Source organism: Bacillus sp. AFS059628, assembly GCF_002571225.1.
Lineage (GTDB): Bacteria > Bacillota > Bacilli > Bacillales > Bacillaceae_G > Bacillus_A.
The window spans coordinates 55,909-69,521 of the sequence record NZ_NVEC01000080.1 but is presented as its reverse complement, the minus strand read 5'-3'; the positions used below and the strand labels follow the sequence as shown (position 1 = coordinate 69,521).

Below are 13,613 nucleotides of genomic sequence, written 5' to 3'. Positions count from 1 at the left end.
CACCCCCAATTGTTAGACTGTGTCTACCAATTGGGGTGCAGTTCATCAACAACTAGCTCTTTTTTTACCAAAAAATAAAGACACATATAAATCCAGAAATAGCTAAGTAGCTATATAAGTAAAATACTTTCGTTCTTGTTTTTTCGTTTGTTCGAAACAGTACAATGGTCGGTTCAATTAAACCGATTGTCAAACAAAGTAAACCAAGAAGCATACAACCAATTGAAATGGAGTACAAGGCGATTTGTGGTGCTTGAAATGGAATCATCCACTTTAATAAAAATGCAATAAGTGCAGTGTAGCAAATGCTGCCGATGTATTTATTCAATGGTGCATTAGAACGAAAACCTGGAAGTTTTTTTAAGAAAGAGCGAGAAACAACTTCAGTTTGTAAAGATGTATGCTCTTCGATTATTTTTTGAGCTTCTTTTCCTTTTTGGAAAAGGGATAATATCCAGTTTCGCTCCCCTTGGAAAATAAATTGAGAAGTTGTTAAATAATGATCCACCTTCACTTTATTCCAACTCTTCCACGGATGACGCTCACATAATTTTAATTTACTTTCTGTTTTTTTATCATACTGATAAATACTGATGCCATCTTCATCGAAAGCAGCATAGTATGTCTCGCTTGAGAATGTGCCTAAATCAATTGGACAATAGAAAAGTAATTCTTTTTTTAAGTAAAAGTATTCTTTTCTTAAGTTTTTTTTCATTGCTTCTCGAATAGAGTGTCTCTTTTCTTTCTTCATGACATTTCCTCCATAATCCAGAAAATGTTCTTATCTTAACAATTCAACATCTTATCACTTTTAATTATATATGACTAGGGGATTCATAGGAGAAATGCCGAATACTAAAAAATCTGGAGTGTATTGTAAAATATAATGAATGGATTGGTTATATAAAATCAATAACTTATTTTTAATAAGTTACGATTTTTTTGTTCACAATACGATCATGTTGTTGTATAATGAAATGGAAAATAGAATATCGGTCTATCTTCGGGGCAGGGTGAAAATCCCGACCGGCGGTGATGAACTATATGTGATTTTGTTCTAAGCCCGCGAGCCGTTAAGGCAGGATTTGGTGTGATTCCAAAGCCGACAGTATAGTCTGGATGGGAGAAGATGGAGGTTCAAGCGTTCAAAAAAGATATGGATTTGAACGTCTGTTTGATGTGCCTTAAATTCTCCCTTTGTGTAAAACACAAAGGGTTTTTTCGTTCTATGAAAAAGTAGGCATAGCAGAACCTTTCCACTTTCCATGAGATGATCGATGGAAAAGGAGAGAGAAAGATGAAACAAAAAAACAGTGTAGTGCAGATGGTGAGTGTAGCGATGCTAAGTAGTATTGCATATTTACTGATGATGTTGGATTTCCCATTCCCAGGGCTTCCGCCATTTTTAAAAATTGATTTTAGTGATGTACCAGCTCTAATTGCTGCGATTATTTTCGGGCCAGTTGCAGGGATAATTGTAGAGGCGATAAAGAACATTTTACATTACGGGATTCAAGGAAGTTTAACGGGAGTACCAGTTGGAGAAATTGCTAACTTTATTGCAGGATGTTTATTTATTGGACCAGCAGCTTTCTTATTTAGAAAGTATCGTACTGTTAAAAGTTTAACGACAGGATTAATGCTAGGGACAATTACAATGGCACTCATTATGAGTGTATTAAATTACATCATCATATTCCCAGCTTACACTTGGTTTTTAAATTCACCAGCTATGTCTAGCGAGGCTATAAGAACAACGGTTGTAACAGCGATTTTACCATTTAATTTGATTAAAGGAATTGTTGTGACAATTGTATTTGTAGCGTTATTCTCACGCCTGAAAGTATGGGTGTTTGCAAAAATGAAAAACGCATAAAATGTAAAATAAAACCATTAGTAGTATGGAACTACTAATGGTTTTTTTATTAAGGAGAATGAAAATAGAAAACAAAAAATACCCCTCATTCATTTGAGGGGTATTTTTTGAAGTTAATAAAAGACTATTCGAATTTTAAAGCATCGCCGTCGAATGATTCGTCAGCAACTTTGATTGAGTCAGTTGGACAACCTTCGAATGCATCCATCATATCTTCAAGTAATACATCTGGAATTTCAACGATACCTTGGTTATCATCTAATGTTACGAATGCAATACCTTCATCATCATAGTCATAAATGTCTGGTGCAGCAGCGCCACAAGCACCACATGCGATACAAGTATCTTTATCAACGATTGTATATTTTGCCATCTTTTTTCCCTCCTGATAATATGTATGTGAAAAGCTCGCCATAAAAATTATAACCTTATTGTAAAACGGTTTTTAAAACTTTTCAACATAAAATTATAATGATAATGCTTATCAATTAGAGTGTCAACTAATTTTTACATTATGTCATAAGAATTTCAAAATACGTAAATGTTATTTCGTTTGGTACAATAGAATATATACAAGTATATAGTACCAATATGATAAGTTTTATGAATAAGGGTAGATGGTATTGTATCAAAAAGCATTTAAGTTAGATTGAAGGGTGGAAGCGGTAATGCAACTACAATATACTTTATTGTATTGTTTAAAACAATTGAATGGTGAAAGGACCGTTTCTTCTATTTATTATTTATTAAAGGGAAAACGTTCTTCGCAAACGTTACAAGATGGAAATATGTTTCGAATTTCTTTTTTGTTTGGAATATATAAATCGTTAAATAGAGCTGAGTATGACCGTGAAGTTGCAAAGTTATTGCAAGCAGATTTGATTCAAGAAATACATGAAAATACATATTGGTTAACACCTAAAGGTAAAAGGCAGTTACATACATGGGCGGAAGTGTATCCTTTTCCAGCGCATTTACATGGTTTGCACTATGGTGAATTAGGTGAAACGTTTTGGAAAAGATTATCTTTAATTATTCAAACTATATCTAATTTACAACAGAATAATACGAAGTTTATTCCTATTCAACAAGATACAGAAATAATGGTGTGGGTGAAACGCTTTTTAACAGGTATGCCGTATAGGCGAAGTGAATTAGCGAAAAGATTATGGGAAGAAATACATAATCTTTTAGGGAAATGTGATGTGGTAGAAGCGACGATTGTAACATATAGATTAACAGGATATGAACGTATCGGTTGTACATTACAGCAGTTAGCGGAAATTACGAAACAAGATATATTCAGGGTGTACTTTTTATTTTGGGGTACAATTCATTTCCTTATACAAGAAGTTCGAGATAAAGAAAATGAATTTCCATTATTAGCTGAGATTATTTCTTATCCAAATGAGAGAGCTGAATTATTTAGTTTATCAACGAAAAAAACATATAATTTTTGGAGGCAAGGGCGCTCTTTAGAAGAAATAGCTACAATTAGAAATTTAAAGGTTGCAACGATAGAAGATCATTTTGTTGAAATTGCTTTGCGAGAGAGAGACTTTTCTATCGAGATGTTTATGGAAAAAGACAAAATAGATAAAGTAACAAGAGTAATTGATACATTACAAACACGTAAGTTGCGTGAGTTGAAACAAGCGGTTGGAGAGGATATCTCTTATTTTGAAGTTCGTCTTGTATTGGCGCGGATGGAGGGTATAAATGAAACTTGAGGAATATTTATATAGGTGGTTTGGATATTCTGAATTTCGTCCAGGTCAAAAAGGAGTAATTACAGATTTATTAGAAGGAAAAGATGTTATAGCAATGCTTCCGACCGGAAGAGGGAAGTCTATGTGTTATCAACTTCCAGGGTTAATGCAAGAAGGAACAGTACTTGTAGTATCGCCATTATTATCTTTGATGGAAGATCAAGTTACACAATTAAAATATGTTGTGAAAAACCGAGTGATAGCATTTAATAGTTTTCGGACATTACATGAAAAAAGAGAAGCGATGAAAAAATTAGCTTCATATAAATTTATTTTTGTTTCGCCAGAGATGTTACAGTCGGAATTGTTAATAAGAGAATTGAAGAAAGTTCATATTTCATTATTTGTTGTCGATGAGGCCCATTGTATTTCGCAATGGGGTTATGATTTTAGGCCAGATTATAAAAAACTAAATGTAGTCATTGAGAATATCGGGTCTCCTACGGTGCTAGCATTAACGGCTACAGCGACGAAAGATGTGCTCCAGGATATAGCAGAAAGTCTAGATTTGAAGAATGTGACGCAGCATGTATACTCTATTGATCGTCCAAACATTGCAATGGAAGTACAATTTGTGGAGACGATAGAAGAGAAGAAAGAAGCGCTTTTGGACCAGGTTATGTATTTGCAAGGGCCAGGGATTGTATATTGTTCAAGCAGAGCGTGGACAGAACGTTTAACGGAATATTTAAGAGGAAAAGGCGTTACTGGTGTTGCTTTCTATCATGGTGGTATGGAACATGAAGAGCGTATGTTAATTCAACAGCAATTTATGAATGACCAGTTGCAGCTTGTAATATGTACAAGTGCTTTTGGTATGGGAGTTAATAAGTCGAACACGAGATATATTATTCATTTCCATTACCCAACTAATATAGCTTCTTATTTACAAGAAATCGGAAGAGCTGGAAGAGATGGTGAACCGAGTATAGCTATCTTACTATGTAGTCCATTAGATCACGATTTACCAATTTCAATCATTGAAGATGAATTGCCAAGTCAGTCACAAATACAATTTTTATTCTCTTTACTACAAGAAAGAATGTTTCAAACGAAAGAATTACCAATAGAAGAGGTAGAAGAAATTTGTTATAATGCAGCAAGATTTAATGAACAATATTGGCGTTTCATCCGCTATCATTTAGAGCGGCTTGGAATTATACAACAGCGAAAATTAATGTTAGAGAGCTTGTCAGATGAAATTATGAACAGATTAATAGCTGAAGTAGAAATAAGGCTACGTAATAAATATAGTGAGCTAGAAAACATGAAATCCTGGATACAAGTGAAAGGATGTAGACGTGAATATTTGTTGCAACAGTTCGGTTATAGAAAAGAGGACGAGTTGAAAAATTGCTGTGACTATTGTCATATTACAAAAACAGATTATAAAAAAAGACAAGCGCAACAATCGGATTTCGACTATAATTGGGAAACAGAGTTACAAAAGCTTTTCGGTCTAGAAAAGATGGGGGAATGATGAACATTCAAAGGCATAATATTGAAGATATGAGTCCGAAAGAAATACGGCTAAATCTGTATATCACACAGTTCATTATTATTGGTATCGGTTGTTTACTAGCATATATATTATTCCGAGATATAAAATCGGTGTATAGTCTGTGGAAATGGGAACCGATGTCTATACTTATAATAGGTGGCTTGTTAGCGATTGGTATTGTCTTATTAGATTATGTTGCAATGCGAGTATTTCCAGAGTCTTGGTTTGATGATGGTGGTATTAACGATAGGATGTTTCAAGGAATGTCAGTTATGCATTTACTCGTTATTACATTCATTATCGGCTTTGCAGAAGAATTTTTATTTAGAGGTGTAGTACAGACGCACTTTGGAATTGTAATAGCGAGTTTCGTATTTGCAGTATTACATATTCGATATATAAAAAAGCCATTTTTGTTTTGTTTCGTCTGTTTCATTAGTTTTGTCTTTGGTTATGTATTTGAATGGACAGGGAATTTGTTTATAACAATCTTTGCACACTTTCTTGTAGATTTTATAATGGGACTCCAATTAAGAAAATAAATGGAAGGTGGTGGTGAACAACATGAGGAAACGAATTCCTGATTTTGAAGAGGAATTAGAAGTTGAGCGAGTGAAAGAAAAAGAAGGTTTACCGCCGCGTAGTGAAATTCATAGAAATAAAGAGAAAAAACAAAAGTTTAAAATGAACCATATTTTCGTCCGAGTTTTAACATTTCTATTCATATTACTACCAATTAGTATTTTATGGTATACAGATAAATATATTCAGGGGAAAAGTGATGGGAATAACGCTGGGAAAAGTGCATTTGAGGTTATTTTCTTTGATTCAGCTAAATCTGAGTCTGAAGCATCGTCTGAGAAAGTCGTAACGCATACGGTGAAAGAGGGAGAAACTTTAGAAAGTATAGCGAAGCAATATTTTTCAGATGAAACTGGGATCGAAGTAATTAAAAAGTATAATGATTTACAAAAAGATGAAGTGAATGTAGGGCAAGAATTAAAAATTCCGATAAAAGGTAAGTCCACAAAACAAGAGAGTTAGTAAAACAATTACTATAAAAACTGAGGATTATCTTTATGAGGAGGGGAGTAAAAATATATGATATGGATTATCTTATTAAGTACTCTCATATTTATTGGTATTATATTTCTTCTTGTCATGTATAGAGAAGCAATGCGTGATACTGTGTTGGAACATACTTTAGTATTTGAAGAGTTTCCGGAAAGTTTTCAAAAGGTAAATGTATTTTTTATATCTGATATTCATAGAAGGCTCATTTCAAATTCGTTAATTGAACAAGTAAAAGGAAAAGTAGATCTTGTAATTATAGGTGGTGATTTAGCGGAAAAAGGAGTCCCTTTATCGCAAATCTCTGCAAATATACAAAAGTTAAGAGCGATAGCTCCTGTATACTTTGTATGGGGAAATAATGATTATGAGATTGAATACCATGAATTAGATGCGTTGTTATTAGAAAATCATGTGAAAGTTTTAGATAATACAAGAGTTGTATTTGAGTCTGAATTAGGAGAGAAAATTTGTTTACTTGGTGTAGATGATGTTGGATTGAAGCGTGATCGTTTAGATTTAGCGTTGGCTGATTGTAAAGAAGAGGGGTTTCGCATATTAATTAGCCACAACCCTGATATAATAAATAAAATGTCTGGAAAAGAACAAATTTCACTTGTGTTAAGTGGACATACACATGGAGGACAAATTCGATTATTCCCATCTAAAAAACATTTAAAAGGTGGCGTATATAAGCATGCAAATGCGACTCTTTTTGTTAGTAATGGCTATGGAACAACTTTGATTCCACTTCGTTTCCGAGCACCTGCTCAAACGCATATTATTACGTTACAGGGAGGGAAATGATGCCAACTCTAAACGGAAAATATAACATAAAAGCTGTTTCGAAAATAATTGGAATTCAGCCGAGTACGCTTCGGGCATGGGAAAGACGATATCAAATGATTGCCCCAAAGCGGAATCATGCGGGACATCGATTATATACAGAAGAGCATATTCAAATTTTGAAATGGTTAATGGACAAGGTTTCTTCCGGCATGATGATTGGACAAGCAGTTCAATTATTAGAAGGAAATCGTTTGCAGAGTGATGTTCAAAAAGAACTACATTACGATAGAGAAGTTGTTTTAGTGGACGATTTGCTACAAGCTTTGTTAAAATTTGATGAAATTACAACTTCTGCATTGTTAAACGAGGCTTTTAGTATTTATGCAACAGAAAAAGTTATAGCAAGTATTGTTCTTCAAGTGTCAAATAAATTGTTAACGTTAAAAAATAACAATGAAGTTACAATGGTGCAATTCCAATATGTCGTATCATTTTTACAAACTCGTCTTGGGATGGTGTATCATAATGCATCATCATTTTCTTCTATACACAAAGTAGTCGTGTTAGAAAATAATATGTTGAGAGGGTTTGTTTTCTCAACGTATTTACGATTAAAAGGATATGAGGTGATATATATTAGGTCGAGCTTAGCGGAAGAACGTATTTTGTTAGCTGTTGAGCAAATACAACCTACATATGTAGTAGTCTCTCTTGATGATGGACGAGAACTTAAGAACGCGATGAACAATGTGAATTTGTTACAAGAAAAAAATGAGAACTTTTCTGTTTGCTTTATAGGAGAAATTAGTGCTCGAGATCAGTTGAACATTCAAAAAAAACTAATTGGTGATACGAAAGAAGAATGGGATGATTGGTTAAAAATGTTAGAATAGTTGTTCGAAAAGAACCATCTATTTTCTATTTCATATAATAAAAATTATATTCATTGGTTACGTAGGGAGGGTATGAGATGAGGCTGGAACGATTAAATTACAATAAAATAAAAATTTTCTTAACATTTGATGATTTATCTGAACGAGGATTAACGAAAGAAGATTTGTGGAGAAATGCACCGAAAGTACAGCAATTATTTCGTGATATGATGCAAGAAGCAAATAAGGAATTAGGATTTGAAGCGGATGGTCCGATTGCAGTTGAAGTATTTTCTCTACAAGCGCAAGGAATGGTCGTAATTGTAACGAAAGAACATCAAGAAGTCGATACAGATGATGAGTTCCGTGACGAGTTTATTGAAATGCAAGTGACTCTAGATGAGAGCGAACATATACTGTATGAGTTTGCTACACTAGATGACGTAATTAACCTGTCGAATCGTTTATATAACCTTGATGTAACTGGCGGAAAATTATATACGTGGGATGGGCGTTTCTATCTTTGGATGGAGGAAGAAGAGCAAATTCAATTACTGAAGGCAGATTTTATAGCTATTTTAGCGGAATATGGTAATCCGTCTACAGCAACTATTTACCGCCTCATGGAGTATGGTAAAGAATTAATGGATTCTCAAGCAATTGAACAAATACACAATTACTTTGTGAAAAAACAAAACCTTAGCTAATAAAACAAAGCTAAGGTTTTGTTTTTTATTTTGTTTAAATGTATCAGTTCAAAGTGCTGTGTATAAGTAAAATAAAAAATATTTAAATATTTAAGTATTTTACTTTTCTAAAAGCGATAAAAGGACTATAATGATAGTGAAAACGCTTGCAATATAAAATAGTTTGTATATATTTGTTAGCGTTTTCTATTGCATTCCAAATTTAACGGTGTATACTAGGCAATGAAGGTTTACTAAACAAGTGAAATTACAGGGGGTTTACTTACTATGGTAGCCGAAAAGGGAACTCAAACAAAAACACAACAACAAAGGGAACAACATTTTGAACTATTGAATTCAACACAAATTGTTATCAGTGAAGCGTTAGAAAAATTGGGTTATCCAAACGAAGTATATGAATTATTAAAAGAACCAGTTCGTATGATGACAGTGAAAATACCAGTTCGTATGGATGACGGGACTGTTAAAATATTTACAGGATATCGTGCACAACATAATGATGCTGTTGGTCCAACGAAAGGTGGAATTCGCTTCCATCCGAATGTAACAGAAAATGAAGTGAAAGCACTTTCAATCTGGATGAGTTTAAAGTGTGGTATCGTTGATTTACCATATGGTGGAGGTAAAGGTGGAATTATCTGTGACCCACGTGAAATGTCATTCCGTGAGTTAGAAAGATTAAGCCGCGGTTATGTACGAGCAATTAGCCAAATCGTAGGACCGACGAAAGATATTCCAGCTCCAGATGTATTCACAAACTCTCAAATTATGGCGTGGATGATGGATGAGTATAGCCGTATTGATGAATTTAACTCACCAGGATTTATTACAGGTAAACCACTTGTATTAGGTGGATCACATGGACGTGAAACAGCAACGGCGAAAGGTGTAACAATTTGTATTCGCGAAGCTGCAAAAAAACGCGACATTGATATTAAAGGTGCACGCGTTGTTGTTCAAGGATTCGGTAATGCTGGTAGCTTCTTAGCTAAATTTATGCATGATGCAGGTGCGAAAGTGATTGCAATCTCAGATGCTTACGGTGCATTGCATGATCCAAACGGATTAGATATTGATTATTTATTAGACCGTCGTGATAGCTTCGGTACAGTAACGAAATTATTTAATAATACAATTTCAAACAAAGAATTGTTAGAACTTGATTGTGACATTTTAGTTCCAGCTGCAATTGAGAACCAAATTACAGAAGAAAATGCTAATAATATTAAAGCGAAAATCGTTGTTGAAGCTGCAAATGGCCCAACAACATTAGAAGCAACTAAAATTTTAACTGATCGCGGTATTTTACTTGTTCCAGACGTATTAGCAAGTGCTGGTGGTGTAACGGTATCTTACTTTGAGTGGGTACAAAATAACCAAGGTTACTACTGGACTGAAGAAGAAGTAGAACAACGTTTAGAAAAAGTAATGGTAAAATCATTTGATTCTATTTACGAAACAGCACAAGTTCGTAAAGTGAACATGCGCTTAGCAGCGTACATGGTCGGTGTTCGCAAAATGGCTGAAGCAAGTCGTTTCAGAGGTTGGGTATAATATTATAACGTGAGAAAACGTGATTCCTTTCAAGGGAATCACGTTTTTTTTGTTGAAGTATTAGAGTGAGGTGTTGTATATGGAAAATGAAATGGTGGAACGAGTAGAACAATTAGAAGAAAAGGTTAAGAGGTTAGAGGGAGAACTCGAGAGAACGACGAAAGTCGAGAAAACAAGTATCGTTCGAGTGTTCGGGGAAGGACTGCTGTTTTTAATATTTGGTGCGGTTGTATTAGGGCCGATTATCGCCTTTGTAGTCTCGATTCTTACTTGGTTTGCTGAAAAATAAAAAAGAAAAATAAAAAGAAAAATAAAAAGAAAAATAAAAAGAAAAATAAAAAGAACGCTTGTTCTGTACGAACAAACGTGCTATACTTTCCTTAGATAAACAAAACGGAAATGATTTTAAGGAGAGATAAATGATGAAAATGACAGTAGACCAAAGATTTATGATGCCAGCGGATGTTGTAGAAAGAGTGGAAGTATTAAGAAACAAACAAAGTAAGCGCGGCACATTATTACAATCAGTAAATAAATTTTTCGGTTTAGATACGAAAGAAGATTGTATTTGGTTTTACGGTTTTTATGGAGTTGCTGTAAGTATTTTGTTATTTATGGTATTCACATCAAATATTTTCGATTTTCTCTTTGCGTAAGAAATATGCGATAAGGACATTGCTACCGAATACATATATAAAGAAGTAAAGGAATCTTCTGAAGTGGGAGTTGGTAGTAATGGCGATGTTTCCTATAGAGCGTAACTATATTGGGTATGGAAGTTCGCGACCGGGAATTCCTCTTTCTAAAGTAAGGTTTATTGTAAGTCATGATACGGGGAACCCTGGTAGCAATGCGATCGGGAATCGGGATTATTTTAATGAAATACAACCGAAAGCTTCGGCACATACATTTATAGATGATAAAACAATATTAGAAATTATCCCCATAAATGAAGTTGCCTATCATGTTCGATATGGTGTGCCAACAGATAATGACTTATATGGTTATGATGCCAATAAGGCTGCTATTGGAGTTGAACTTTGTTATGGCGGCGATGTTAACTTTTGGGAAGCATATACACGTTTTACGTGGTATCATGCGTATTTATGTCAAAACTTCGGCTTGAATCCGAAAAAAGCTATCGTATCACATAAAACACTTGACCCAGCTAGAAAGATTGATCCTGAAAATGTATTAGGGAAGCAAGGTATTAAATTTCAGCAGTTTTTAGCAGATGTCTATCGGATGTACGTTTCGTTTAGATGACAAATATATGAAAAATGAATACAATAAAGATAGGTGCCTACTGCTGTAAGTAGGTTTTTTCTTGTTTTTATAAATAGTGTATTGGTAAAAGACTAGGAGTGAGCCGGGTATGCAGAAAGAAACAGCTATCATAATTGGAGGCGGTCCGTGCGGATTAGCAGCAGCAATTTCGTTGCAAAAGGTAGGGATAAATCCGTTAGTAATTGAAAAAGGAAACATTGTAAATGCGATTTATAATTATCCAACTCATCAAACATTTTTCTCTTCTAGTGAAAAATTAGAAATTGGTGATGTAGCTTTTATTACAGAAAATCGTAAGCCTGTTCGAAATCAAGCGCTTGCGTATTATCGTGAAGTAGTAAAGCGTAAATCTGTACGTGTAAATGCTTTTGAGCGAGTGGAGAACGTTCAAAAAGATGGAGAAGTTTTTCATGTTGAAACAACAAAGCGTGATGGAAGTAAAGAAATATATATAGCAAAATATGTTGTTGTAGCAACTGGATATTATGACAACCCAAATTATATGAATGTTCCAGGTGAGGAATTGGAGAAAGTAGCTCACTATTTTAAAGAGGGACATCCTTATTTTGATCGAGATGTAGTAGTGATAGGTGGGAAAAACTCGAGTGTAGATGCTGCGTTAGAACTTGTTAAAGCCGGTGCGCGTGTAACGGTACTATATCGCGGAAGTGAGTATTCACCGAGTATAAAGCCGTGGATTTTGCCGGAGTTTGAGGCATTAGTACGAAACGGCACAATTCACATGAATTTCGGGGCCCATGTGAAAGAAATTACTGAACATACGTTAACGTATACAGTTGAGGGCGAGGCATTTACAATCCAAAATGATTTTGTGTTTGCGATGACGGGTTACCATCCTGATCATAGTTTCTTAACGAAGATGGGTGTTCGGATAGATGAAGAAACAGGACGTCCGATTTATGCAGAGGATACGATGGAAACGAACGCTGAAAATATTTTCATTGCAGGTGTAATTGCTGCTGGAAATAATGCAAATGAAATATTTATTGAGAACGGTCGATTTCATGGAGATGCGATTGCACAAACCATTGCAACAAGAGAAATGTAAAAAGAAGCTGTCGAAGTAAACTTCGACAGCTTTTTTTTTAATCGTGCATAAACATATTTTGGATTGTTTCATGAGAATTTGTATTTTCTAATGCAACTAATAATTTAATGCGTGCTTTTTGAGCATTTAAACCGTATGTGAATACAATCCCCATATCTTTTAATTGTTTGCCGCCACCCTCATATGAATATACATCTTGAACGATGCCGTTGAAACAACGAGAAACTAATACGACAGGAATACCTTTGTTTATTAATCGTTCTAGACTAGGAAGTGTTCGTGGAGGTAAATTACCTTGTCCAAGTGCTTCGATAACAATCCCGTCTACTGGAAGATTTTCAATTGCTGCTAACAATGTATCGTCCATACCAGCGTACGCTTTTAGAACGACTACATTTTTAGAAATCTTATTTACTGAATATGTTTCGTGATGTACTAAAGCATGGTGGAATACAACACCACGTTTTGTTACCATACCAATTGGTCCGTATTGTGGACTTTGGAATGTTGCTACATTACTTGTATGTGTTTTCGTTACATTTGTAGCGCAATGAATTTCGTCGTTTAATACGACTAACACACCTTTTTCAGCAGCTTCATTACTGCTAGCGACTTTTACAGCCGATAAGAAGTTATATAGACCGTCAGCACCTAATTCATTGCTAGAGCGCATTGCACCTGTCACAACAATCGGGAGAGTGGCCTGTACTGTTAAATCTAAGAAATAGGCAGTTTCTTCTAATGTATCCGTACCATGCGTAATGACTACGCCATGAATGTTGTCTTGTTTTACTCTTTCATCAATGATGACTTGTAACTGTAACATTTCGCTCGGTGTCATATGAGGAGATGGTAGATGGAACACATCTTCAACGATTAAATCAACATCGCCTTCTAAATCAGGAATGAATTTTAAAAGAGGATTTTTTTCACCTGGTTGTACGACCCCAGTTTCTTTGTCTTCCTCCATTGCAATTGTTCCACCTGTGTGTAAAACTAGGATTCTTTTCAATGCTTATACCCCTTTCAAGTAAAAAAATACATTTAGAACATAACATGTTTTGAGTAAATTCGACAATGGAAATGTATAAAACTATGCCCCGAAAATGACAATAAAA

General features: G+C 34.7%; 16 protein-coding genes and 1 riboswitch. Of the genes, 13 read left to right on the top strand and 3 right to left on the bottom strand.

Features of this window, described 5'->3' with window-relative positions; all coding sequences use genetic code 11:
• Positions 1-64: 64 nt before the first annotated feature.
• A complete protein-coding gene (locus COL05_RS24960) occupies positions 65-751 on the bottom strand; it encodes a hypothetical protein (protein WP_000711800.1) in 687 nt (228 codons plus the stop codon).
• Positions 752-995: 244 nt separating this feature from the next.
• A riboswitch (FMN riboswitch) is annotated at positions 996-1,135 on the top strand.
• A gap of 162 nt (positions 1,136-1,297) precedes the next feature.
• Between COL05_RS24960 and COL05_RS24955 the strand changes: the two genes are divergently transcribed.
• The gene (locus COL05_RS24955; RefSeq protein WP_000810851.1) at positions 1,298-1,876 is read left to right on the top strand and encodes an ECF transporter S component; all 579 of its coding nucleotides are present in this window, start codon (positions 1,298-1,300) and stop codon (positions 1,874-1,876) included.
• A 124-nt stretch (positions 1,877-2,000) separates the two neighbouring features.
• Here the strand turns inward: COL05_RS24955 and COL05_RS24950 are convergent, their stop codons facing one another.
• Positions 2,001-2,249 carry a ferredoxin gene (locus tag COL05_RS24950; RefSeq protein WP_001151996.1) on the bottom strand — a complete coding sequence of 83 codons (249 nt, stop codon included), beginning with the start codon at positions 2,247-2,249 and terminating at the stop codon, positions 2,001-2,003.
• Between the two features lie 295 nt (positions 2,250-2,544).
• On the opposite strand from COL05_RS24950, the gene COL05_RS24945 reads away from it, so the two are divergent.
• The 12 genes from COL05_RS24945 (at position 2,545) to COL05_RS24890 (ending at position 12,495) form a co-directional block, all read left to right on the top strand.
• Positions 2,545-3,606: a YpbB family protein gene (locus tag COL05_RS24945; RefSeq protein ID WP_098670542.1), complete on the top strand. Its 1,062-nt coding sequence runs from the start codon at positions 2,545-2,547 to the stop codon at positions 3,604-3,606.
• Complete coding sequence (locus tag COL05_RS24940; RefSeq protein WP_098670541.1) at positions 3,596-5,125, top strand: RecQ family ATP-dependent DNA helicase; 1,530 nt, start codon at positions 3,596-3,598, stop codon at positions 5,123-5,125. Before COL05_RS24945 ends, COL05_RS24940 begins: the two co-directional genes overlap by 11 nt.
• The gene (locus COL05_RS24935; protein ID WP_098670540.1) at positions 5,125-5,688 is read left to right on the top strand and encodes a CPBP family intramembrane glutamic endopeptidase; all 564 of its coding nucleotides are present in this window, start codon (positions 5,125-5,127) and stop codon (positions 5,686-5,688) included. The genes COL05_RS24940 and COL05_RS24935 overlap by 1 nt, the downstream gene beginning before the upstream one ends.
• Before the next feature lie 22 nt (positions 5,689-5,710).
• Positions 5,711-6,190 (top strand): LysM peptidoglycan-binding domain-containing protein, encoded by a 480-nt coding sequence (locus COL05_RS24930; protein ID WP_098670539.1) that lies wholly within the window; start codon positions 5,711-5,713, stop codon positions 6,188-6,190.
• Positions 6,191-6,247: 57 nt separating this feature from the next.
• On the top strand, positions 6,248-7,024 hold the full coding sequence (locus COL05_RS24925; protein ID WP_098670538.1) for a metallophosphoesterase: 777 nt from the start codon (positions 6,248-6,250) through the stop codon (positions 7,022-7,024).
• Positions 7,024-7,899, top strand: a complete 876-nt coding sequence (locus COL05_RS24920; protein WP_142337654.1) for a MerR family transcriptional regulator — start codon at positions 7,024-7,026, stop codon at positions 7,897-7,899. Before COL05_RS24925 ends, COL05_RS24920 begins: the two co-directional genes overlap by 1 nt.
• A 77-nt stretch (positions 7,900-7,976) precedes the next feature.
• The gene (locus COL05_RS24915) at positions 7,977-8,585 is read left to right on the top strand and encodes a genetic competence negative regulator (RefSeq protein WP_098670536.1); all 609 of its coding nucleotides are present in this window, start codon (positions 7,977-7,979) and stop codon (positions 8,583-8,585) included.
• A 267-nt stretch (positions 8,586-8,852) separates the two neighbouring features.
• On the top strand, positions 8,853-10,139 hold the full coding sequence (gene gudB, locus COL05_RS24910) for an NAD-specific glutamate dehydrogenase (protein WP_098670535.1): 1,287 nt from the start codon (positions 8,853-8,855) through the stop codon (positions 10,137-10,139).
• Positions 10,140-10,218: 79 nt separating this feature from the next.
• On the top strand, positions 10,219-10,428 hold the full coding sequence (locus tag COL05_RS24905; RefSeq protein WP_098670534.1) for a hypothetical protein: 210 nt from the start codon (positions 10,219-10,221) through the stop codon (positions 10,426-10,428).
• Between the two features lie 130 nt (positions 10,429-10,558).
• A complete protein-coding gene (locus COL05_RS24900) occupies positions 10,559-10,795 on the top strand; it encodes a DUF3961 domain-containing protein (RefSeq protein WP_098670533.1) in 237 nt (78 codons plus the stop codon).
• Between the two features lie 79 nt (positions 10,796-10,874).
• Positions 10,875-11,405 carry a peptidoglycan recognition protein family protein gene (locus tag COL05_RS24895; RefSeq protein WP_098670532.1) on the top strand — a complete coding sequence of 177 codons (531 nt, stop codon included), beginning with the start codon at positions 10,875-10,877 and terminating at the stop codon, positions 11,403-11,405.
• 109 nt (positions 11,406-11,514) lie between these two features.
• Positions 11,515-12,495, top strand: coding sequence for a YpdA family putative bacillithiol disulfide reductase (locus COL05_RS24890; protein ID WP_098670531.1), 981 nt, complete (start codon positions 11,515-11,517; stop codon positions 12,493-12,495).
• 37 nt (positions 12,496-12,532) lie between these two features.
• On the opposite strand, the gene ansA is transcribed toward COL05_RS24890, so the two are convergent.
• Positions 12,533-13,507 carry an asparaginase gene (ansA, locus tag COL05_RS24885; RefSeq protein ID WP_098670530.1) on the bottom strand — a complete coding sequence of 325 codons (975 nt, stop codon included), beginning with the start codon at positions 13,505-13,507 and terminating at the stop codon, positions 12,533-12,535.
• Between the last annotated feature and the right edge of the window lie 106 nt (positions 13,508-13,613).